Here is a 20818-nt window from a genome sequence, read left to right as displayed (position 1 = left end):
GCTTAGCGACAGGTTCAGCGCCTTTAGATGTTGCGATTTACGACGAAAATTTCATGGTTTTCGTTATATCGTAACGAAATGTGATGTCCGCATTGAATAAACACTGGGGTGGTATGCAAGTCGATCTCGAAGTCGATGGGGCGCAGGTAGCAGGGCTGCCGCGCTTTCAGCAGGCGGTTTTTCAGGGGCGGCGATTACGACAATTCGCCATCGGCCTTGGTGCTCTTTCGGCGGCCGGGCTGGTGTTGGCATTATTTGTCGGATTGTTCGCGCCGCTGTCGCTGTGGGCGCCCTTGCTGGTGAACCAGAGTGCCGCGTTGCTGGTGCTGGTGGCGGGTTTGCAATCAGCGGGGTGGATAACCCGGTGGCGCGCAGAAGCCATGAACCCGACGCTGCCGGTGGTCATTGTCGCTGACGACACCGTTGCACCTGAAGGTTGGTATGAACGACTGCTGGAGCGATTCAGTCAGCGCTCGGTGCGAATGCTCGGTCAGATCGGCGCACCGACACTCTGGCTCGGCGCCTGGGCGCTGTTGGCGGCGTTCAGTGTCAGTCAGTTCTGGAACCTCGCGTTACCGCCCGCCGCGCTGGGTTTGTCCGCCAGCGTCGGCGCGGCGCTGGCCTTGCTGCTGGCGTTCGGTCTGCTGGTGGTTGAACGACAACTGGCCCAGGAAAACGTCGCCCAATGGCCGGAAGCAGGTGCACTGGCGCAATTGACTCGGGTTGCGATTATTTGCCTGGTGCTTGGTGCGTTGTGTCTGTTGTTTGCCAGCGAAGAGTCGATCTGGCCGGTGCGTTTGGCGGTGCTGATCGGTTTGTTGCCAGGCCTGGTCGCGGTCGAGTTGCTGCTGCGTGCGGTGTTGTCGCTGTTCAGCCCACAGCGTGAACAACTCGAGCCTGCATTGCTGGCCCGCAGTTTTGTCGCCGACATGCTGCGCTGGCCACCGCAGCCGCTGCTCGCCTTGCAGCACGAATTGCACAACCGCTTCGGTATCGACCTGCGACAAATCTGGGCGTTCACCTATATGCGCCGGGCGTTTTTTCCGGTGCTGGCAGTGGTTGCCATTGTCGGCTGGTCGCTCACTGGCATTCACGAAATACCGTTGCAGGGGCGGGGTATCTACGAGCGATTTGGCAAACCGGTGGCGGTGTTTGGTCCTGGTTTGCACGCCGGTCTACCGTGGCCGTTGGGTCGTGTGCTGAATGTCGAGAACGGCGTGGTTCACGAGTTGGCCACCAGCGTTGGCGAAGCCTCGGCCCCCGTCGTACTTGAACCAGCCGAAGGCCCCGCGCCGGCGATTGCCAATCGGCTGTGGGATGCCAGCCATGTGAATGACAAATCCCAAGTCATCGCCAGCAGCCGCGCCGACAAGCAGAGCTTCCAGATCGTCAACATGGACGTGCGCTTCGTCTATCGCATCGGCCTGACCGATCAAGCAGCATTGGTGGCCACCTACAACAGTGCTGACGTGCCGACGCTGATTCGCAGCACCGCCAGCCGGATTCTGGTGCACGACTTCGCCTCGCGAACCCTTGATGGTTTGCTCGGCGAGGACAGGGTAGGTCTGGCTGATGAGATCGGTCGCGCGGTGCAGGCGGACTTGAACACGCTCGACAGCGGTGTGGAAATTCTCGCGACCGTGGTGGAAGCGATTCACCCACCGGCCGGCGCCGCCAACGCTTATCACGGCGTGCAGGCAGCGCAGATTGGTGCTCAAGCATTGATCTCACGAGAGCGCGGTGCTGCGGTGGAGGCGACCAATCAGGCGCAACTGCAAGCCAGCATTGCCCGCGATCAAGCGACCGCCAGCGCCCATGAAATCAATGCTACAGCGCAGGCGACGGACCTCAAGTTCAGCGCTGAACAGAAAGCCTACGCCAGTGCTGGCCAGGCTTTTGTGCTGGAGCAATACCTTGGCCAACTGACCCAAGGCCTGGCCAACGCCAAGCTGCTGATTCTTGATCATCGTATGGGTGGCAGCAGTAATGCGCCGACCATCGACCTCCGTACTTTCACGCTGCCGGCCGATCCTGCGTCGCCGCGTACCAGCGCCCAGCCAGGAGCTGCCCATTGAGCCAGTCGCATACACACGATCACGATGACCACGCCGGCCACGATCATAGCCATGGCGGACACGGGCATCATCACGGTCACCATCATCACCACCATGGTGATCCGCAAGAAGCCGGACCGTTTCCATGGCGACGCATGGGTTGGGCGGCGTTGCTCGTGGCATTTGCCATTGCCGCCGCGAGTCTTGTTCAAGTGCGCTCGGGGGAGGCGACAGTGATCACGCGCTTTGGTAATCCATCGCGGGTTCTACTGGAGCCGGGGCTTGGCTGGCGTTGGCCGGCACCGTTTGAGGCAGCCATACCCGTCGACTTGCGGCTGCGCACAACCTCCAGTGGTTTGCAGGATGTCGGTACCCGCGACGGTTTGCGCATTATCGTTCAGGCGTATGTGGCGTGGCAGGTGCAGGGCGACCCGGACAACGTGCAACGCTTTATGCGTGCGGTGCAGAATCAGCCGGATGAAGCGGCGCGACAGATTCGCACGTTTGTCGGCTCGGCACTGGAAACCACCGCCAGCAGTTTTGACTTGGCAAACCTGGTCAACACCGATGCCAATCAAGTTCACATTGTTGATTTTGAGGCGCAGCTGCGTCAGCAGATCGATCAGCAATTGCTCACCACTTATGGCGTGCGCGTGCTGCAAGTCGGCATCGAACGCCTGACCTTGCCCTCCGTCACTTTGACCGCCACGGTCGATCGCATGCGCGCCGAGCGTGAAACCATTGCGACGGAACGAACGGCCATCGGCAAACGTGAAGCGGCGCAAATTCGTTCCGCCGCTGAGCGTGATGCGCGAATCGTGCAAGCCGATGCGACGGTCAAAGCGGCTGACATCGAAGCTCAATCGCGTGTCGAGGCGGCGCAGATTTACGGCCGTGCTTATGCCGGCTCGCCGCAGTTGTACAACTTGCTGCGCTCACTCGACACCTTGGGCACCATTGTTTCGCCGGGTACAAAACTGATATTGCGCACAGATGCGGCGCCATTTCGGGTGTTGGTGGATGGACCGCCTGCTCTCGAAAACAAGTCCGGATCGCAGCCATGAAATTAGTTCCACGTGGAACACAGGCATTGAGCAGTCCCTGGATTCAGGCCGGGCGCTTGGCTTTTCTGGCGCTGTACGCCGTGACCGTTCTCGCGGCATTAGCGTGGGCGTTCTCGAACGTAAGGCAGATTGATCCACAGAATCGCGCAGTGGTTTTGCACTTCGGCGCACTGGATCGCATCCAGAACGCCGGGTTGCTATTGGCGTGGCCGCGACCGTTTGAGCAGGTGGTTTTATTACCGGCCGCAGATCGGGTGATCGAACGTCGAGTGGGAAATCTGTTGCGCAGCGACGTCGCCTTGCAGGCTGATCGCGCGGCGACGTTTGCCACACCCATCAGTGATGCACTCGCCGGTTCCGGCTATTTACTGACGGGTGACGCCGGTGTGGTGCAACTCGATGTGCGAGTCTTCTACAAAGTCACCGAGCCCTATGCCTTCGTGCTGCAAGGTGAACATGTATTGCCAGCGCTGGATCGGTTGGTGACCCGAAGTGCCGTTGCCCTGACTGCGGCGCGAGACTTGGACACTATTCTGGTGGCGCGTCCTGAACTGATCGGCGCGGACAATCAGGCCGCCGAACGCCGTGAACGTCTGCGCGGCGATCTGGTGCAGAGCATCAATCAACGTCTGACCGAACTGGCGGCGACGGGGCAGGGGCTGGGTATCGAAGTCGCGCGTGTCGACGTGCAGTCGAGCTTGCCCGGTCCTGCGGTGAACGCTTTCAACGCGGTATTGACCGCGAGCCAGCAGGCCGACAAAGCGGTGGCGAACGCCCGCACTGAAGCAGAGAAGGCGACTCAGGCCGCCAACGAACAAGCGGATCGAACGCTGCAAGTGGCCCATGCCCAAGCATGCGAACGGCTGGCGAAAGCGTCTGCCGACACCGCCACCGTATTGAGCCTGGCTAAGGCGCAGCAACAGGGCACCGATCCGCAAATGCTGCTGCGCATTTACCGTGAGCGGATGCCGAAAATTCTTGGTCAGGCCGGTTCTGTGACCACGGTTGATCCCAAAGACGATTCCCGCCTGATCATTCAGGGAGCTGCCCAATGACCACGCAAACCGCCGCTGCACCGAGCATGTTGTCCTCGGCCGAACAACGCAGCGCTGCCCGCCAACTGACGCTGGCCATGCTCGCACTGGGCCTGCTCGGGCTCGGCCTGGTCTGGCGCTGGCTGTCGCCGGAGCAGACCGGTGTCAGTCAGTTACTGCTCGGTTTTGCCTCGCTTCTGGTGGCTGTGCCGGTGATGCGTTCGGCGTGGTACAGCCTGCGCTACCCGAGCTTGCACGGAATCACTGACCAGTTGATCGCGCTTGCCATGCTCGGCGCTTGGGCCACGGGAGATCTGCTGACGGCGGCGTTGTTGCCGATCATCATGATCTTCGGCCATGTGCTGGAAGAGCGCAGCGTGATCGGTTCTCAGGAAGCGATTCATGCGCTGGGCAAACTGACCCGCAGTCATGCGCGCAAGGTTCAGGCCGATGGCTCGATCCTCGAAGTCGACAATCGCACACTCAAACCCGGGGACCTGGTCGAGGTGCGTGCCGGCGATCGCGTGCCGGCGGATGGTCGCGTGTTGTCCGGTCAGGCGAGTCTCGATACGGCTTCTATTACCGGTGAGTCAGTGCCGATGGAAGCCGGAGTTGGTATGCAGGTGTTTGGCGGGGCGATCAATCTCGATGGTCTGCTGCGCATTGAAGTGACCCGCACCGGCGACGAATCGACCTTGGGCAAAGTCATTGCGCTGATGCAAAGCGCCGAGCGCTCCAAGCCGCCGATTACTCGCTTGTTGGAGCGTTATGCCGGCAGCTACATGGTGCTGGTGTTGTTGCTGGCTGCAGTCACCTGGTTCGTAACCAATGATGCTCAGGCGATGCTTGCGGTGTTGGTCGCCGCGTGCCCTTGTGCGCTGGTGCTGTCGGCGCCGGCGACGGCAATTGCCGGCGTGGCGGTGGCTGCGCGCCACGGCATTCTGATTCGCAGTTCGGCTTTTCTTGAGGAACTGGCGGACCTGACGTCGCTGGTGGTCGACAAAACCGGCACGCTGACGTTCGGTACCTTGCGCTTGCAGTCGATCGATAGTCCGCTGGAAGACCGCAGCCATGTGCTCAAGTTGGCCGCTAGTCTCGGTTCGGCCAGCAGTCATCCGGTCAGTCGTGCGCTCGCCGGGCTGGTCACGCAGGAGCACTTTCTGCTGCTGTCTGATATCCACGAGCGTCAGGGGTTGGGCGTGGTGGCAATGACCGAACAGGGCGAGGCCGCACTCGGTCGGCCCGAGTTGTTCGCGCAGTTGGGTATTGTGACGTCGGCGGTTCCTGAACACGACGGACCGATTGCCGGACTGGCGCTGGATGGTGAATTTCTCGCCTGGCTGTTGTTGGCCGACAGCGTCAAACCCGAGGCGCGATTTGCCTTGAGTGAGCTGCGTGAATTGGGCTTGGGTCGACAACTGCTGCTCACCGGGGATCGGCAGAGCGTTGCCCGCACGTTGGCCCGCGATGTCGGCATCAGCGATGTCGAGGCCCAGGCATTGCCTGAGGACAAGTTGAATCGAGTGCTCAAGGAAATTGGCAGCGGCTTCCGGCCGATGGTGGTCGGGGACGGGATCAATGACTCCCTGGCGCTCAAGGCGGGTGTCGTGGGTGTAGCCATGGGCGCGGGCGGGGCCGACATTGCGTTGGCTTCGGCAGACATCGTGCTGATCGGCAGCGACCTGCGTCGGCTCGGCACCTGTGTGCGTTTGAGCCGCCAATGCCGCCAAACCTTGCAGGTCAATGTGATCATCGGTTTGGGCTGGACACTGGCGATTGTCGCATTCGCGGCATTTGGCTGGCTTGGCGCGGCAGGGGCAATGATCGCGGCGTTGCTGCATAACTTGAGCACGTTGTTGGTGTTGGGCAATGCCGGACGTTTGCTGCGGTTCCAGGAGCCGTTACTCAAGCTCAAAGAAGACAGTTGAGTGAATCGAAAACTTTTTTGGATGCCTCTGTAATGCCATTGGGGGAGCGCTCTCTAGTGCTGTGTCGGGACTGAACAACATTCCAGCCGACAACCCTGACGATGACTGAGGATACAAAAATGAACTTCAAAACTGCTTCCACCGGTGCCGCTCTCGCTTTCGCTGCGGCGACTCTGTTTGCCGGTGTTGCGACGACGGCTCAGGCTGCCGACGCTGCTCAGGTTCACTGCTACGGCGTGACCTCGTGCAAAGGCATGAACGATTGCAAAACCGCGGAAAACGCCTGTAAGGGTCAGGCAGTTTGCAAAGGTCACGGCTTCAAGGCCATGACTCAGGCTCAGTGCATGAAGGAAGGTGGCAAGGTCGGCGAGTAACCGACTACCGTTTGGCGCCGCAGTGGCTTCCCCCAGCCACTGCGGCCATTTTGCGAGGAGCCCACCAATGTCTGCATCCCTTCCTTGTCTGGGCTATGGCCTGGGTTTACGCAGTGCTTACTACCAGGACATTCTTGATCAGTCGCCGGCCGTGGACTGGTTCGAAGTCGTCTCCGAAAATTTCATGGTGCAGGGCGGCAAAGCCCTTTATTACCTGGACGCCATCGCCGAGCGTTATCCGCTGGTGATGCATGGCGTATCGTTGTCCATCGGCGGGCCGCATGCCCTCGATCAGGGCTATCTGCAACAACTCAAGCTTCTGGCTGATCGGGTCAAACCGGCGTGGATTTCCGATCACTTGTGCTGGAGCCGTGGCAACGCCCATCAGCTTCATGATTTGTTACCGCTGCCTTACACCGAAGAAAGCCTTTCTTACGTCGCTGATCGGGTGCGCCAGGTACAAGACGTTTTGCAGCGGCCACTGGTGCTGGAAAATGTCTCCAGTTATGTGCGCAGCGCTGACGATGATTTCAGCGAGTGGGCGTTTCTCGAAGCGTTGAGCCGGTTGAGCGATTGCGAGTTGTTGTTGGACGTCAACAATGTCTATGTCAGCTCACGCAATCATGGTTTTGACCCCTGGACCTTCATTCAAGGTTTGCCGGCAAACAAGGTTCGCCAACTGCATCTGGCGGGCCACAGCGACTACGGCGATTACGTCATCGACACCCATGACCATCCTGTCAGCGACCCGGTCTGGGCGCTTTATCAACGCACGCTCGATTACCTCGGCCCGGTCGCCACGCTGCTGGAGCGCGATGACCATTTCCCGCTGTTTGAAGAACTGCTCAATGAATTGCAAAAAGCCCGGGAACTGGGGGCGAGCGTGCTGAACCGGAGGCAGAAATGCGCCTGATCGATTGGCAACTGGCCTTTGAACGCTACCTGTTGGGAGCGCCGGTGGCGGCTGATGTCACGCTTGGCTCCAGCCTTATGGGTGGCCCGACGCTGGATGTCAGCACAGGGTTGGCGATTTATCACAATGCTTATCAGGCCCGGCTACAGGAAGTGCTACGCGCAGACTTTCCCGCCATCCACGATTGGTTGGGTGACGATGAATTCGAACAACTCACCGCGGCTTACATCCGCCAGAATCCTTCGGATCATTACAACCTTCGTTGGCTCGGCAAAGGCTTCGAACTGTTTATTCGTCAGCATCTGGTGCCTGAACAGAGTGCGCCGCTGGCAGAGCTTGCAGCACTTGAGTGGGCCTTTACGCTGGCATTCGACGCGCCTCCCGGAACGCCCCTGACGATGCAAGACATGGCGCAACTGGCACCCCAAGACTGGCCGACGCTGCAAGTCAGCCCCAGTCCCTCGCTGCAATGGCTTGAGTGTGCCTTCAACAGTGTGGCGATCTGGCGATCGGTAAAGGATCAAGCGCAGTTTCCTGGCAGCACGCCACTCGACAGTTCTCACACGGTGGTGATTTGTCGAAATGATCTCGTTTGCCAGTATCGAAGCCTGGAGCCGGAAGAGGCCAATGCGCTAAAAGGCCTGTTTGAGCGTGAATGGAGTTTTGCTGAACTGTGCTCCGAATTGACAGTCATCTGTGGAGAGGGTGCGCCATTTCAAGCTGTGACCTGGCTCAAGCAGTGGGTTCACGACGGTTGGTTGCAGCGTCACAAATCATAGAAATTGGCTATTAATTCGATAGCCAGCTAATTTTCTAAGATGGTCTACCCTCACATCAGACGTCTGAAACAAGGGGGACTTTCCATGCTCGCGCAACTTCCACCGGCCTTACAGAATCTGCAGCTACCGCTACGCCTGCGACTCTGGGACGGCCATGAATTCAATCTGGGGCCGACGCCCAGCGTCACGATTGTGGTCAAGGACCCACAAATGGTTACCCAGTTCACCCACCCAAGCCTGGATGCGCTCGGTGCGGCATTTGTCGAGGGCAAGCTTGAGCTGGAAGGTTCCATCAGCGACGTCATCCGCGTCTGCGATGAATGGAGTCAGGCGTTGTTAAACGAGGACGATAGCAATCAACCGGTTCGTACCGTCCACGACAAGGAAACCGACGCCAAGGCCATCTCCTACCATTACGACCTCTCCAACGAGTTTTATCAGCTGTGGCTCGACAGCGACATGGCGTATTCCTGTGCGTATTTCGAGACCGGCAGTGAAACCCTGGAGCAGGCCCAACAGGCCAAGTTCAGGCACCTGTGCCGCAAGCTGCGGTTGCAGCCGGGCGAGTATTTGTTGGACGTCGGTTGCGGTTGGGGCGGACTGGCTCGGTATGCGGCGAGGGAGTTCGGTGCGAAGGTATTTGGCATTACGCTCAGCGAAAAACAACTGGCCCTGGCCCGTGAACGCGTTAAAGAGGAAGGTCTGGAGGATTTGGTCGAGCTGCAACTGCTCGACTATCGCGACCTGCCTCAGGACGGTCGCTTCGACAAAGTGGTCAGTGTCGGCATGTTCGAACACGTGGGCCACGCCAACCTGGCTGAATACTGCAAAACCTTGTTCGGCGCGGTGAAAGAGGGCGGCCTGGTGATGAACCATGGGATCACCGCCAAACACATCGACGGTCGTCCTGTGGGGCGCGGTGCCGGCGACTTCATTGGAAAATATGTATTCCCAAACGGCGAGTTGCCGCACCTGTCGATGATCTCTGCCGAGATCAGTGAAGCGGGGCTGGAGATCGTCGATGTCGAAAGCCTGCGCCTGCATTACGCGCGTACTCTCGACCACTGGAGCGAGCGCCTCGAAGACAACCTTGAGGCGGCGTCCAGGCAAGTGCCGGAGCAAGCCTTGCGGATCTGGCGACTGTACCTGGCAGGATGCGCTTATGCGTTTGCCCGGGGCTGGATCAACCTGCACCAGATCCTCGCGGTTAAAGCCCACCCCGATGGCAGCCATGAATTGCCATGGGCGCGCGACGACATCTACAACCCTTAGAGAATCGGTGAGATAAGCCGGGCGACCCGCATGCCAATTTGTTGCAGGCGATGGGTCTCCCGGCTTTCTTCTTTGGCGATTTCGTGGGCCTGGGAAAAGTCGTCGTTGAGCATCTGTTCCACTTCGGCGGCAAAGGCGCTGTCGACCGTCAGCAACATCACTTCGAAATTGAGCCGGAACGAGCGGTTGTCCAGGTTGGCACTGCCGATGGCGCTGATTTCACTGTCGATCAACACTACTTTCTGATGCAGGAAACCAGGCTCATAGCGGAACACGCGTACACCGGCGCGTACGGCCTCGAAGGCGTAAAGGCTGGAGGCGGCGTAGACGATTCGGTGGTCTGGACGCGAGGGCAGCAGCAGTCGCACATCGACGCCTCGCAGCACCGCAAGCCTGAGTGCCGCGAACACAGCTTCGTCGGGGATGAAATAGGGGCTGGTGATCCACACGCGCTCAGTTGCGGCATGAATGGCTTCGACGAAGAACAACGAACAGGTTTCGTAGGAATCTGCCGGGCCGCTCGCAAGCAATTGGCACAGAACACCGTCATCCGGAAACACATCCGGCAGAATCAGTGGCGGTAGCGATCGTGCTGCCCAGAACCAGTCTTCGGCAAAAGACTCCTGCATACAGGCCACCACCGGTCCGCGCACTCGAACATGAGTGTCTCGCCAAGGCGCCAGCGGAGGTTTCTCGCCCATGTATTCGTCGCCAACGTTATGCCCGCCCACGAACCCCAGCACCCCATCGACCACCACGATCTTGCGGTGGTTGCGGAAGTTGACCTGGAAGCGATTGAGCCAGCCACTGCGGGTGGCGAACGCCTTGACCTCGACGCCGCCGTCGCGCAACGCCTGCACATAGCTGTGGGGCAGGGAGTGGCTGCCAATACGGTCATACAGCAGGTAAATCGCGACGCCTTCGGCGGCTTTTTTCAAAAGAAGTTGGTGCAGGCGTTGGCCGAGACGATCATCGTGGATGATAAAGAACTGAATCAATACAGCTTCTTTTGCCTTGCTGATGGCCTCGAAAATTGAATCGAACGTGGCTTGGCCATTGATCAGCAAATGGACTTCGTTGTTCGCCAGGCAAGGCATTCGGCCCAGCTTTGGCATCGCCCGCAGCGACGCGTAGGCGTTGGAGGCGCGAGCAGTCAGCGCCTCTTCGACCCAAGGGCGCCAGTTGAGCTCGGAGATGGCTTTGCGCATTTCTTCGTTGGCCTGTCGCCGAGCCTTGATGTAACCATCGAACGTGCTGCTACCGAAAACCAGGTACGGAATAAGCGTGAGGTAGGGCATGAATACCAACGACAGGGCCCAGGCGATTGAACCTTGAGCAGTCCGGACGGTGAGTACGGCGTGTATCGCCGCAATCGTGCCCAGCGAGTGAAGCAGTGCGATGGTGTAGCCGAAAATGTGCGGTCCGAAGTAATCCATGGGGGGCAGCCCTGCTCCTGAAGATACAGTGCTTAACAGACCATGTTCCGTGCAGAATGTCGCTATTTAATTGGCCCATGAACCGAAGCCGAAGGCTGGCGTCTAACGGCCACTACTGATCAGGAGTTTGTCGATGAACGTTCGTCTGCTGGGTTTGGCCATGGCCATTGGTGTGTCACTTCCTGTGGTTGCTCAGGCGCAGATGCTGCAACCCGGGTTGTGGGAAATGACCACAAGCAACATGAAGGTCGATGACCAGAACCTGCCGGACTTGCAGCTGATCCTCGGTCAGTTGCAGAGCCAGATGACGCCGGAGCAACGTGCTCAACTGGAGAAGCAGGGCATCACCATGGGCGGCAAAGGGATTCGGGCTTGCCTGACCCCGGAGCAAGTGAAGACCGACAACATTCCACTGACCGACCCGCAATCGGGCTGCAAGCAGGAAATCACCGACCGCAGCGGTAACCAGTGGAAATTCCGTTTCAGCTGCCCCAAAGCGCAAGGTGCCGGTGTTGCCACGTTCCTCAGCGACCGTGAGTTCACGACCAAGGTCAACGGTACCTTCAATGCCACCGGTATCCAGCAAAAGGGCAGTCTCGAAAGTCGCGCCGTGTGGCTGGGGCAGGACTGCGGAACGGTCAAGCCTCGAGCCTGAAACCTTTGCCAGTACAGCCGCTCCCTACATGATCGTGTGGGGGCGGACCCGATTCAGCCACTGACACGCAGCCTCAACATCCATCCTGCCCAGGTCCTCACCGGCACCGCTGCGCACACTGACGAATTCCCCTTCCTGTTCTTTCTCGCCCACGACCATCAGGTACGGCACTCTTTGACTGTGTTCGCGAATCTTGTGGCGGACCTTTTCATGCCGCAGATCCGCATGAGCATGCACACCGCTACGACGCAATGTCTCGGTCACCGACTGGGCATAACTCGCTTGGCGTTCAGCCATGCTGACAATGATGACAAGCGGAGGGGCTCGCCAGTTGTCCAGTTCCTGTTGGCAAGACCAACACGTGCCGTAGATTCGTTGCTCAGACGTTCCGCTAATGGAGTCGAGGGAGAAAGCCTGCAACACCTTCGTGGCCGGAACGTGCGGGCCAGTCGTCAACTGTTCGAAGTCCCCCAGGCGGTATAACGACAGTTGCTCTGTCGACTTCATTGTTCGTCGACGGATCGAGTGGTTGGTCGCCGCGAGTATCTGCATGCGAGCTTCGATCAGTGGCAGGTCGTCGCGGGTTAACGATTGCTCGAGGGTAAAACCGTAAAAGAATCCGTCACCCAACGCCGATCCAGACTGCAGCTGCACATTGGGATGAAGCTGCTTGACCGCCATTGCCAGGATCAACGCGCAGGACCGCCGAAGGATTTCCAGGCCATCGGGTTCCTGAGGTGTGACGATGCTGACCCGCGCATCGCTCCTGATCATGTATTCACAATCCACCAACACACCCTCCACCCGACCGGCCACCGCCGCTTTCGCCAACCCGGGGCTGATACTGGCAGCGAGTTCGGACACGGACAGCGGTTGGTTGTATTCACGCAGTGAACCATCAGGCAGGCGGATTTGAATCATGGGTGATGCTCTCGAGTGCTTCTATTATTCGCGCTAGCGCATTAACCGTAGAGAACTGCGCTGACGGGTCTTCGCTATGAGGGGTGGTTATCGGCAGGACTTCGTCTGCCATTAATTCCAACAAGGTGGATAGTGCGAATCAGCACGCTGCTCATCGTCAGAACTCGTTTTGCAGCGCTTTGTAACCGCGCACCAGATCGACATTGGTCCGGGCCACGTCCTCGGAAAACTCCGAGGCACTGACGCTGACCGGCGGGAATTGCGACAGGTCCGTGTTCGGTCCGATACGGGTAGTGGAGGGCACGTAGAACCCTTCGGGCAAATCGCGTCCGTCGACCACCGAGTTATGCCGCACCACGCAGCCATCGCCGACCACGCAGTTGAACAGCACACTGTTGAAACCGACGAACACTCGATCACCGACCTTGCAGGGGCCGTGGACAATGGAGCGGTGGGCGATCGAACTGAACTCGCCGATAGTGACTGCCGCGCCGGACTTGGAGTGAATCACCACGCCGTCCTGAATGTTCGAGTTGGCGCCGATGGTGATCGGTTCCATTTCGCCGTCGGCATCTACTTCGTCGGCGCGAATCACCGCGTAAGGGCCGACGAAAACGTTCTCGCCGATCACCACTTTGCCGCAGATGATTGCGGTCTTGTCCACATAGGCGGACTGCGCAATCAGCGGTAAATCACCTGAAGGGTTCTTGCGGATCATGGCGTGCTCAACGCCTCGTACAGGGTATTGAGGTTGTACTCGAACAGCCCGGCAAAGGTGCTGGCCGGCCCGGTGGCGGCGAGGGCATCGGAGTACAACGTGCCGCCGATGTGCGCGCCGCTTTCATCGGCAATCTGCTTCAGCAGGCGGGCGTCCTTGATATTTTCCATGAACACCGCTTTGACCTTGGCCTGACGAATCTGAGTGATCAGCGCGGCTACTTCGGCAGCTGAAGGTTCGCGTTCGGTGGACAGGCCCTGAGGTGCCATGAAGTCGATTCCGTAGGCCTGACCGAGATACCCGAAGGCGTCATGGGAGGTCACGATTTTGCGATTGCCCGGCGGCAGTGAACCGAGCTTGGCCTTGGCTTCGGCAAGCAGCGCGTAGATCTGTTTCAGGTACGCCTGGCTGTTACGTTGGTAGTCAGCCTTGTTCGCCGGATCCGCAGCGATCAGCGCCTTGGTGATGTTGGCGATGTACAGCTCGGTGTTCGCCAGGTTGTGCCAGGCGTGAGGGTCGGGAACGGTTTCGCCGTCTTCATCCAGGGCGCGCGGGATGACGCCGTGACTTGCGCTAATGATCGGCGCCTTGGTCTCGGTGCTGGTGACCAGGCGGTCCAGCCAGGGTTCGAAACCCAACCCGTTTTTGATGATCAGCTTGGCACTGAGCAACGCTTTGGCATCGTCCGGCGTCGGCTCGTAAGTGTGAGCATCGGCGTCGGGGCCGACCATGTTGGTGATGTGGATATGGTCGCCGCCGACTTGATGGGTCATGTCGGAGAGGATGCTGAAGCTGGTGACCACCTGAAGTTTTTCCGCAGCAGACAGCGACATCGATAGCATCAAACTGAACAGCACGAGTAAAGCGCGCATCGGAAAACACCTCATTGGGATGTGAGTAAAGGAGGGCGGCGCAGCAGGCCATGCACCGGTCCGAACACCACGGACAGCAGATACAGACCACCCGCGACCAATACGATGGCCGGGCCGCTGGGTAGCGAGTAGTAGAACGACAGCAGCAATCCAAGCCATACCGAGAGACAACCCAGCAACGCGGCGATACCCATCAAGACCGGCAAGCGACGGCTCCAGAAGCGCGACGCGGCGGCAGGCAACATCATCAAACCGACCACCATCAGCGCGCCGATGGCCTGGAAACCGATCACCAGATTCAACACCACGAGCATCAGGAACACGCCATGGGCCAGCGGTCCGAGTCGGCTGACGGTTTGCAGAAAGAGCGGATCGAGGGTGTCCAGCAACAGTGGTTTGTAGATGAGGGCCATGGCGAACAGGCTGAAGCCCGAGACCCACAACATGCCGGTCAGCGTCGGACCATCGACGGCTAGCGCGGAGCCAAATAGCAGGTGCAACAGGTCCAGGCGTTTTCCGGCGATGCCAAGAATCAACACACCACTGGCCAACGAGATCGGATAGATCGCGGCAAGGCTGGCGTCTTCTCGCAGGCCGGTGCGACGGGTGATCCATGCTGCCAGCCCGGCCATGGACAACCCTGCGCCTAACCCGCCGATAGTCAGTGCCGGCAGGCTCAACCCGGCGAACCAGAAGCCGAGTGCGGCACCGGGCAAGATGCCGTGGGCGACTGCATCGCCGATCAGGCTCATGCGTCGCAAGATCAGAAACACCCCCAGCGGTGCCGTGCTGCCCGCCAGCAAGAGCCCGCCGAGCAGGGCCCGGCGCATGAACACAAACTCGTGGAACGGTTGCCAAAGTTGAGCGGTGGCGAGCATCAGGCCACCTGCGTTTGAGGTTGTTGGCGGATCAACTCGGTGCTCGATCCAAGCACGCAGCCAGTGTTTTTGATCAGCAGTGTCTGTGGAATGTGTTGGCGAACGGCGGCCAGGTCATGGCACACCACAACCAGGGTTCGACCTTGGGCGTGCCATTCGTGGATGTGTTTCCAGAGCAGCGACTGACCGAGTTCATCGAGTGCTGCGTGCGGCTCATCCAGCAACACCAGTGGCGTTTGTGCAAGGCTTAGTCGGGCGAGCAGGGCACGTTGCAGTTCCCCGCCCGACAATGCCATTAACGGGCGTTGTTCCAGACCGCTCAGGCACCAATCCTCCAGCACGGTATTGAGGTGTTGGCGGCGTAATTCAGGCGATAGCTTGATGCCCCAAAAACCGGCAGCCACCAACTCCTGGAGGCTGATGGGAAATTGCCGGTCCAAGTGTTGTTGCTGGGGGAGAAAGGAGAGGGCGCCCTTACGTGGAACATTGAGGATGACGTTGCCTGCCAGAGGTCTTTGCAGTCCGGCGATGACTTTCAGCAGGCTGCTTTTACCCGAGCCGTTGGCGCCGATGACGGCGGTCAGGCTTCCCTTCGGCAAATAGACATCCAGCGCAGGTGTGAGCGGTTGTCCGGGTGCGCCCCAACGCAATGCCTGACAGCGAATCATGCCGCCTCCCAGTTCCATCGGCTTTCAGCGACGGCATCGTGGGCATGAAGGCTTTCGGCATGGACCACGCGAATGTGAAATGCGTGAATGCCCGGGGAGCGTTTCAGGGCAAGGTTCAAACGTCGTGCAGCATCCTCACAGAACATCAGGTTCTGACCATTGGCCAAGGCGAAGGCTTGTTCATCGGCGCGCTTTACCGCGGTTTGTACGGCAGTGCCGAGGGCTGCTTCGGCGTCATTGATGAGAGCGATCAGCGGCAGGTCATCCAGATAATCGTCGAGACGCAGGCGTAACTCCGCGTTGCTGCGTTGGCTATGGGGCGTCGCAACGATGCCTTTTGTGGAACCGAGCCATGCCAATACTTCGGCGTGTTGCAGCGACTTGTTGGCGAAATCATCGACGAATTGTTGCTGAATCAACTGCCGGGAAAGTGCGGCTGAACAGGGGCAGGTGGAGGAATAAGCAACGTCGATTTTTAGTTCCACGTGGAACATCGCGTTTTTCAGCCGCGCTTCGATGCTCACTGGATACGTTTTCCAGCCGGCCAATGGGCTGATCAACGCCGGCCTTTTTAGCAGTAGATCGCCATGAATTCTTAAGTACGCGCAAGTAGACAGTCCTTGGTGAGTGTCGAGAAAGCACTGCAAGACTCGTCGCAACAGTGCGGGGCTCAGGTCTTGCTGCTCGAGCATCTCCAGTGCCAGGTACAACCGCGACATATGAATCCCGCGAGCTGCGCCATCATCGAGGCTCACGCCCGCGTCCACTTTCGCGCTTATGCGTTGGCCATCGAATACAACAGGAAGAGCAATGCCGCACATGCCTACCCAGTCGAGTGGCAGGGCTTGGCGAGAAGCTTGCGCGGCGATATCGGGCAAGGTCAGCGCATTCATGAGCAGGTCCGTCGAGGGGAATCGATTTTATATGTTATGTTATTACATAAAATTCGACTACGCCTTTTTCACGACGCTTGGTCACTTCAGGCCTAGCAACCGGTCATCCTGCTACAGGTGAATGTGGCGCTACTGCCTCCAGAACTGGAAAAGCGGTTGATCGTTGTCCAGCCAACCCGACGGTTGTAGCCAACCCAGGCTTCGCCGTCGGAAGCGATACCGGTGAAGAACGTCAGCTGCCCATAGCGACTGTTGGTCTGCGCCCAGTAGCGGTTGCCCGCCATTTCGAAGCCGCGCAGATAGATCGTGCTACCGACGGTGTTGACGCTATACGCATTGCCATCGGCATCCACGCAGGCGAGCAGATTGGCGCTGCGTGTGCATTTAGCCAGGCTCGGAGTCTGCGCCGGGACTTGTGTAGCAGCCATCAGCGAAACGCACATCAGCGCCGATCTCAGGGCGATACGCATAGGATTTCTCGGGGATTGAATGGGGTTCAGCATCGGACGCTTTGTCGTCACGAGCAATAGGAGGGTGGCTTGATTGCATTGTTATACTATAACATCAAATTAAGCCCGACACTGCGACCGGGCATCCCTGTGAGGAAATCCTGATGCCCAATCGACTTCCCGTGACCGTCCTGTCGGGCTTTCTCGGTGCCGGAAAAAGTACGCTGCTCAACTACGTGCTGCGTAATCGCGACAACCTGCGAGTCGCCGTCATCGTCAACGATATGAGTGAAATCAATATCGATGGCAGCGAAGTCCAGCGTGATGTCAGCCTGAATCGTGCGCAAGAGAAGCTCATTGAAATGAGCAACGGCTGCATTTGCTGCACTTTGCGCGAAGACTTGCTCGAAGAGGTCAGCAAGCTCGCCAAGGACGGGCGATTTGACTATCTGCTGATCGAATCCACCGGCATTTCCGAACCGCTGCCCGTGGCCGAAACGTTCACCTTTCGTGATGAACAAGGGCAAAGCCTGGCCGACATCGCGCGGCTCGACACCATGGTCACCGTGGTCGATGGCATGAATTTCTTGCTCGACTATCAAGCCGCCGAAAGCCTCGCCACCCGTGGAGAAACCCTGGGTGAGGAGGACGAGCGCTCGATCACCGACCTGTTGATCGAGCAGGTCGAGTTCGCTGACGTCATCCTGATCAGCAAAATCGATTTGATCAGCAGTCGTGAGCGCCAGGAGCTGATCGAGATTCTTCAGCGCCTCAATGCACAGGCGCAGATCATCCCGATGGTCATGGGTGAAGTTCCACTGCAGAGCATCCTCAACACCGGTCGCTTCGATTTCGAAAAAGCGGCTCAGGCGCCAGGCTGGTTGCAGGAGCTACGTGGCGAGCACGTGCCGGAAACCGAGGAATACGGGATCGCTTCGACCGCTTATCGAGCCCGCCGCCCCTTTCACCCGCAGCGTTTTTTCAGCTTCATCGACCGTCCATGGACGAATGGAAAGCTGCTGCGCTCCAAGGGTTTTTTCTGGCTGGCCAGCAAACCTTTGGACGCCGGCAGTTGGTCTCAGGCCGGCGGCTTGATGCGTCACGGTTTCGCCGGGCGCTGGTGGCGGTTTGTGCCGAAAACCCAGTGGCCGCAAGATGAAGAAAGCACCGCTGGAATCATGGAAAACTGGAGCGCCGCCACCGGCGATTGCCGCCAGGAACTGGTGTTCATCGGCCAAAACATCGACTTCGCACAACTCACCGCTGAACTAGACGATTGCCTGCTGACCGACGCGGAGATGGCTTTGGGAGCCGAGGGTTGGCGAGCGCTGCACGATCCGTTTGGTCCATGGCATGACGAGGCGGCTGCCTGATGCTGGCGCCGACTCTGAAGCGGCGTTCTGTCGTTCAACAAGTCCAGGGTGAAACGCCGAAAACGCTAACCCGAATTCTTGATGACGGGGTCAATCTAGCCACTTGGCAGCGTCAATTACCGGTACATATCGCCGATTTCGGCCACTTGCTGCTGTCGCAGAATCAGCCGCTGGCCGAATCACGGGTTCTGGAATTACTCGACGATGAGACTGAACCCGATCTGCGAGGATTAGCTTCGGGCTTCAGCGATCTGGAAGGGTATGGAGCGTTCGTCGCCGACGTGTCCTGGCTGGTCAGCGCGTTTGCCTGTTTGTTGGGCGCCAAGCGCATCGGCCTGCGTTTACGGGCACTGGACAAGGCCATGTGCCCGCGTTTCCACGTCGATCATGTGCCGGTGCGGTTAATCACTACGTATTCCGGCATCGGCAGTCAGTGGCTGCGAGAGGGTGTTATGGATCGTCGCCAATTGAGCCAACCTCAGGCTGAGCCTGTACAGGATTCGCTGATCGAGCAAATCGCCAGCGGGCATGTGGCACTGTTTAAGGGCGAGAAGTGGCACGGCAACGAAGGTTTCGGCCTGATTCACCGCTCGCCGCAACCCGCATTGGGTGAGCGTCGTTTGATCCTGACCCTTGACTGGCTGAGCTGATGCCTCACGGCTTGAGCCAGTTTCCCTGGCTCTGTGTTTCGCAAAAAGGCTTCAGATACGCCGCATCGGTGGCCACGCCGTAATAGTGAATATCCTGACGGTAAGGCATATTGGCGACTTGGGCGTTGCTGCATACGCCGAAACTGCCACTGGGGCATTGGTCGACGTACTGCACGTCGACCTTCTGGCCCGGAAGGTTGGGCTGGCAGAAACCGTCGGCGAAGAGTTTTTCCGGGATGGTGCGGTTTTGCTGGCACACTTTTACGTCGAGTCTCTCAGCTGTGCTATGTACTACGCAGGCTTGAGCCAATGCTTCACCTGAACTGAGCGCCAGCAGCAACGACAACCCCATCAAACGCATCATTTACCTCCTCTTCAGAAAACGCCGACCATGTTGCAGAACATTCCCACTCATGTCATTGCAGGCCCTTTGGGTGCCGGCAAAACCAGTCTGATCAAGCACCTGCTGATGCAGCGGCCGCTCAATGAGCGTTGGGCGGTGTTGATTAACGAGTTCGGCCAGATTGGCCTGGATGCTGCGCTACTGACCTCGGATGCCGATGGTATCGCACTGGGTGAAGTGGCCGGCGGCTGTTTGTGCTGCGTCAATGGTGCACCGTTTCAGATCGGACTCGGACGGTTGTTGCGCAAGGCGAAGCCGGATCGGTTGTTCATAGAACCCTCTGGCCTGGGACATCCGGCCCGGTTGCTTGAGCAGTTGAGTGAGGCTCCGTGGACCGGTGTACTGTCGGTACAGCGTTGCGTACTGGTGCTGGATGCCCAATCGCTCGCCGCCGGTAAACCGCTGCCTGCGGCGCAACAGGAGGCGTTAAACAGCGCCGGTTTGCTGTTGCTGAACAAGGCGGAAGGTCTCGACGACAATGATCGCCAGCGAATCACAGCGCAGTTGCCTTCCCTTCCTCTGTACTGGACGCAGCAGGCGCAATTGCCGTTGAGCCAATTGCCCGGTCTCAAGGCCCAGGCTGTAGAGGGTGTGGATAACTTCGTTTTACCCAAGGGATTGGCGCAGTTGCCGGCTATCTGGACTGATCCTGCGCTACCGATTTGTTTGAGTCAGGAACAGGCTGGGGGGTGGAGTATTGGTTGGCGTTGGCATCCTGGCCAGACGTTTGATAAGGCACTCATTGGCCAGTGGCTTGAACGTCTCGCCTGGCGGCGGGCGAAGCTGGTTATCCACAGCATCGACGGGTGGGTATCGGCGAACGCCTTGGATAACTCGGCGCTGCAATGGCAGCCCAGCGAATGGCGCGGTGATTCGCGGATCGAGCTGATTTTCAGTGAGCAGCAAGATGTTGAAGTGCTGCAAAAAAACCTGAATGACTGCCGGGTGCGTTAAGGCCTTTGATTCAAGGACGCCACTTGGTGTGTTCCTGCCGCCATTGGCTCAACTCGATGACTTCTGCGCGCGGCTTCGCTACATCGACTACGACAGGCGTGTCATCGAACGGCATCGGATAGGGCGCCAGTTCGATCTGCGCGCTATGGGCGCCGAATTGAGTGATGGTGCCGTTGTGACGGGTTTCGCCGGTCACGGTAAATTCGAAGTTATACACCCGGGCCAGGCGCCGACGGCCATTGGCGTCTTTGATGAACGCAATCTTTTTCAAGGCCACGTTGCCGTCCAGCAACTCGATGCCGAGCTTGGCACAATGCTGTTTGACCCGCTCCAGCGCACGCTCGCGCAAGCCGTGGTTGTGCCACAGCCACGCGCCACCGGTGGCGAGCAACATAAGCACGAAGATATTTCCGAGGGTCAGCATCAACAGGTTGCTCCAACTTGAGAGTGCCAGCTTAACTGCGTCGCCGGTCTGTCGTACAGGCTGTGTTTCGTCGCATACTGCGCGGCTCGAATTTCAATCGTTTTAC

General features: G+C 58.8%; 22 protein-coding genes. 12 read left to right on the top strand and 10 right to left on the bottom strand.

Annotated features, from left to right (window positions below):
• The first annotated feature begins 113 nt into the window (after positions 1-113).
• From hflK (AC1D2P_RS02110) to cfaB, 8 genes are all read left to right on the top strand, one after another.
• Complete coding sequence (hflK, locus tag AC1D2P_RS02110) at positions 114-2075, top strand: protease modulator HflK (protein ID WP_109786842.1); 1962 nt, start codon at positions 114-116, stop codon at positions 2073-2075.
• Complete coding sequence (hflC, locus tag AC1D2P_RS02105; RefSeq protein ID WP_109786803.1) at positions 2072-3118, top strand: protease modulator HflC; 1047 nt, start codon at positions 2072-2074, stop codon at positions 3116-3118. Before hflK (AC1D2P_RS02110) ends, hflC begins: the two co-directional genes overlap by 4 nt.
• Entirely contained in the window at positions 3115-4173 is a 1059-nt protein-coding gene (gene hflK, locus AC1D2P_RS02100; RefSeq protein ID WP_477757426.1) for a protease modulator HflK, read from the top strand. Before hflC ends, hflK (AC1D2P_RS02100) begins: the two co-directional genes overlap by 4 nt.
• Positions 4170-6080 (top strand): cation-translocating P-type ATPase, encoded by a 1911-nt coding sequence (locus tag AC1D2P_RS02095; protein ID WP_109786802.1) that lies wholly within the window; start codon positions 4170-4172, stop codon positions 6078-6080. The genes hflK (AC1D2P_RS02100) and AC1D2P_RS02095 overlap by 4 nt, the downstream gene beginning before the upstream one ends.
• A gap of 119 nt (positions 6081-6199) precedes the next feature.
• Positions 6200-6454 (top strand): BufA2 family periplasmic bufferin-type metallophore, encoded by a 255-nt coding sequence (gene bufA2, locus AC1D2P_RS02090; protein WP_046030837.1) that lies wholly within the window; start codon positions 6200-6202, stop codon positions 6452-6454.
• 67 nt (positions 6455-6521) lie between these two features.
• Positions 6522-7367, top strand: coding sequence for an MNIO family bufferin maturase (gene bufB, locus AC1D2P_RS02085; RefSeq protein ID WP_477757425.1), 846 nt, complete (start codon positions 6522-6524; stop codon positions 7365-7367).
• Complete coding sequence (locus AC1D2P_RS02080) at positions 7358-8146, top strand: HvfC/BufC N-terminal domain-containing protein (RefSeq protein ID WP_109786801.1); 789 nt, start codon at positions 7358-7360, stop codon at positions 8144-8146. The genes bufB and AC1D2P_RS02080 overlap by 10 nt, the downstream gene beginning before the upstream one ends.
• A gap of 84 nt (positions 8147-8230) precedes the next feature.
• Positions 8231-9418 carry a C17 cyclopropane fatty acid synthase CfaB gene (cfaB, locus tag AC1D2P_RS02075; protein WP_477757424.1) on the top strand — a complete coding sequence of 396 codons (1188 nt, stop codon included), beginning with the start codon at positions 8231-8233 and terminating at the stop codon, positions 9416-9418.
• Here the strand turns inward: cfaB and cls are convergent.
• Positions 9415-10854: a cardiolipin synthase gene (gene cls, locus AC1D2P_RS02070; protein WP_109786799.1), complete on the bottom strand. Its 1440-nt coding sequence runs from the start codon at positions 10852-10854 to the stop codon at positions 9415-9417. The genes cfaB and cls overlap by 4 nt on opposite strands.
• Before the next feature lie 133 nt (positions 10855-10987).
• Between cls and AC1D2P_RS02065 the strand changes: the two genes are divergently transcribed.
• Positions 10988-11509 (top strand): DUF3617 domain-containing protein, encoded by a 522-nt coding sequence (locus AC1D2P_RS02065; RefSeq protein WP_046030831.1) that lies wholly within the window; start codon positions 10988-10990, stop codon positions 11507-11509.
• Positions 11510-11533: 24 nt separating this feature from the next.
• Here AC1D2P_RS02065 and AC1D2P_RS02060 read toward each other — a convergent pair whose 3' ends face one another.
• The 7 genes from AC1D2P_RS02060 to AC1D2P_RS02030 form a co-directional block, all read right to left on the bottom strand.
• On the bottom strand, positions 11534-12430 hold the full coding sequence (locus AC1D2P_RS02060; RefSeq protein WP_046030830.1) for a His/Gly/Thr/Pro-type tRNA ligase C-terminal domain-containing protein: 897 nt from the start codon (positions 12428-12430) through the stop codon (positions 11534-11536).
• A gap of 157 nt (positions 12431-12587) precedes the next feature.
• The gene (locus AC1D2P_RS02055) at positions 12588-13148 is read right to left on the bottom strand and encodes a gamma carbonic anhydrase family protein (protein WP_109786798.1); all 561 of its coding nucleotides are present in this window, start codon (positions 13146-13148) and stop codon (positions 12588-12590) included.
• On the bottom strand, positions 13145-14020 hold the full coding sequence (locus AC1D2P_RS02050; protein ID WP_109786797.1) for a metal ABC transporter substrate-binding protein: 876 nt from the start codon (positions 14018-14020) through the stop codon (positions 13145-13147). The genes AC1D2P_RS02055 and AC1D2P_RS02050 overlap by 4 nt, the downstream gene beginning before the upstream one ends.
• An 11-nt stretch (positions 14021-14031) precedes the next feature.
• Positions 14032-14898 (bottom strand): metal ABC transporter permease, encoded by an 867-nt coding sequence (locus tag AC1D2P_RS02045; protein WP_109786796.1) that lies wholly within the window; start codon positions 14896-14898, stop codon positions 14032-14034.
• Positions 14898-15566: a metal ABC transporter ATP-binding protein gene (locus tag AC1D2P_RS02040; RefSeq protein ID WP_477757423.1), complete on the bottom strand. Its 669-nt coding sequence runs from the start codon at positions 15564-15566 to the stop codon at positions 14898-14900. The genes AC1D2P_RS02045 and AC1D2P_RS02040 overlap by 1 nt, the downstream gene beginning before the upstream one ends.
• Positions 15563-16459 (bottom strand): GTP cyclohydrolase FolE2, encoded by an 897-nt coding sequence (gene folE2 / locus AC1D2P_RS02035; RefSeq protein WP_046030824.1) that lies wholly within the window; start codon positions 16457-16459, stop codon positions 15563-15565. The genes AC1D2P_RS02040 and folE2 overlap by 4 nt, the downstream gene beginning before the upstream one ends.
• A gap of 92 nt (positions 16460-16551) precedes the next feature.
• The gene (locus AC1D2P_RS02030) at positions 16552-16929 is read right to left on the bottom strand and encodes a glutamine synthetase (RefSeq protein ID WP_109786794.1); all 378 of its coding nucleotides are present in this window, start codon (positions 16927-16929) and stop codon (positions 16552-16554) included.
• 143 nt (positions 16930-17072) lie between these two features.
• Here AC1D2P_RS02030 and zigA point away from each other — a divergent pair, with 143 nt between their 5' ends.
• Positions 17073-18281 carry a zinc metallochaperone GTPase ZigA gene (gene zigA / locus AC1D2P_RS02025; protein WP_109786793.1) on the top strand — a complete coding sequence of 403 codons (1209 nt, stop codon included), beginning with the start codon at positions 17073-17075 and terminating at the stop codon, positions 18279-18281.
• A complete protein-coding gene (locus AC1D2P_RS02020) occupies positions 18281-18931 on the top strand; it encodes a DUF1826 domain-containing protein (protein ID WP_046030816.1) in 651 nt (216 codons plus the stop codon). Before zigA ends, AC1D2P_RS02020 begins: the two co-directional genes overlap by 1 nt.
• A gap of 4 nt (positions 18932-18935) precedes the next feature.
• Here AC1D2P_RS02020 and AC1D2P_RS02015 read toward each other — a convergent pair whose 3' ends face one another.
• Complete coding sequence (locus AC1D2P_RS02015) at positions 18936-19292, bottom strand: hypothetical protein (RefSeq protein WP_046030815.1); 357 nt, start codon at positions 19290-19292, stop codon at positions 18936-18938.
• A 30-nt stretch (positions 19293-19322) separates the two neighbouring features.
• On the opposite strand from AC1D2P_RS02015, the gene AC1D2P_RS02010 reads away from it, so the two are divergent.
• A complete protein-coding gene (locus AC1D2P_RS02010) occupies positions 19323-20288 on the top strand; it encodes a CobW family GTP-binding protein (protein ID WP_109786792.1) in 966 nt (321 codons plus the stop codon).
• Positions 20289-20298: 10 nt separating this feature from the next.
• Here AC1D2P_RS02010 and AC1D2P_RS02005 read toward each other — a convergent pair whose 3' ends face one another.
• Positions 20299-20712 carry a DUF3301 domain-containing protein gene (locus AC1D2P_RS02005; RefSeq protein ID WP_046030812.1) on the bottom strand — a complete coding sequence of 138 codons (414 nt, stop codon included), beginning with the start codon at positions 20710-20712 and terminating at the stop codon, positions 20299-20301.
• Between the last annotated feature and the right edge of the window lie 106 nt (positions 20713-20818).

This window comes from Pseudomonas sp. P1_F1_2 (genome assembly GCF_056405815.1).
The sequence above is the reverse complement of the archived record's forward strand: the minus strand, read 5'-3'. Positions and strand labels throughout refer to the sequence as shown.

What these genes read in the sequence shown, in the direction of transcription:
- hflK (WP_109786842.1), top strand. Translation starts at nt 114, where the DNA reads ATGCAAGTCGATCTCGAAGTCGATGGGGCGCAGGTAGCAGGGCTGCCG.
- hflK (WP_477757426.1), top strand. Translation starts at nt 3,115, where the DNA reads ATGAAATTAGTTCCACGTGGAACACAGGCATTGAGCAGTCCCTGGATT.
- AC1D2P_RS02095 (WP_109786802.1), top strand. Translation starts at nt 4,170, where the DNA reads ATGACCACGCAAACCGCCGCTGCACCGAGCATGTTGTCCTCGGCCGAA.
- bufA2 (WP_046030837.1), top strand. Translation starts at nt 6,200, where the DNA reads ATGAACTTCAAAACTGCTTCCACCGGTGCCGCTCTCGCTTTCGCTGCG.
- bufB (WP_477757425.1), top strand. Translation starts at nt 6,522, where the DNA reads ATGTCTGCATCCCTTCCTTGTCTGGGCTATGGCCTGGGTTTACGCAGT.
- AC1D2P_RS02080 (WP_109786801.1), top strand. Translation starts at nt 7,358, where the DNA reads ATGCGCCTGATCGATTGGCAACTGGCCTTTGAACGCTACCTGTTGGGA.
- cfaB (WP_477757424.1), top strand. Translation starts at nt 8,231, where the DNA reads ATGCTCGCGCAACTTCCACCGGCCTTACAGAATCTGCAGCTACCGCTA.
- cls (WP_109786799.1), bottom strand. Translation starts at nt 10,854, where the DNA reads ATGGATTACTTCGGACCGCACATTTTCGGCTACACCATCGCACTGCTT.
- AC1D2P_RS02065 (WP_046030831.1), top strand. Translation starts at nt 10,988, where the DNA reads ATGAACGTTCGTCTGCTGGGTTTGGCCATGGCCATTGGTGTGTCACTT.
- AC1D2P_RS02060 (WP_046030830.1), bottom strand. Translation starts at nt 12,430, where the DNA reads ATGATTCAAATCCGCCTGCCTGATGGTTCACTGCGTGAATACAACCAA.
- AC1D2P_RS02055 (WP_109786798.1), bottom strand. Translation starts at nt 13,148, where the DNA reads ATGATCCGCAAGAACCCTTCAGGTGATTTACCGCTGATTGCGCAGTCC.
- AC1D2P_RS02050 (WP_109786797.1), bottom strand. Translation starts at nt 14,020, where the DNA reads ATGCGCGCTTTACTCGTGCTGTTCAGTTTGATGCTATCGATGTCGCTG.
- AC1D2P_RS02045 (WP_109786796.1), bottom strand. Translation starts at nt 14,898, where the DNA reads ATGCTCGCCACCGCTCAACTTTGGCAACCGTTCCACGAGTTTGTGTTC.
- AC1D2P_RS02040 (WP_477757423.1), bottom strand. Translation starts at nt 15,566, where the DNA reads ATGATTCGCTGTCAGGCATTGCGTTGGGGCGCACCCGGACAACCGCTC.
- folE2 (WP_046030824.1), bottom strand. Translation starts at nt 16,459, where the DNA reads ATGAATGCGCTGACCTTGCCCGATATCGCCGCGCAAGCTTCTCGCCAA.
- AC1D2P_RS02030 (WP_109786794.1), bottom strand. Translation starts at nt 16,929, where the DNA reads ATGCGTATCGCCCTGAGATCGGCGCTGATGTGCGTTTCGCTGATGGCT.
- zigA (WP_109786793.1), top strand. Translation starts at nt 17,073, where the DNA reads ATGCCCAATCGACTTCCCGTGACCGTCCTGTCGGGCTTTCTCGGTGCC.
- AC1D2P_RS02020 (WP_046030816.1), top strand. Translation starts at nt 18,281, where the DNA reads ATGCTGGCGCCGACTCTGAAGCGGCGTTCTGTCGTTCAACAAGTCCAG.
- AC1D2P_RS02015 (WP_046030815.1), bottom strand. Translation starts at nt 19,292, where the DNA reads ATGCGTTTGATGGGGTTGTCGTTGCTGCTGGCGCTCAGTTCAGGTGAA.
- AC1D2P_RS02010 (WP_109786792.1), top strand. Translation starts at nt 19,323, where the DNA reads ATGTTGCAGAACATTCCCACTCATGTCATTGCAGGCCCTTTGGGTGCC.
- AC1D2P_RS02005 (WP_046030812.1), bottom strand. Translation starts at nt 20,712, where the DNA reads ATGCTGACCCTCGGAAATATCTTCGTGCTTATGTTGCTCGCCACCGGT.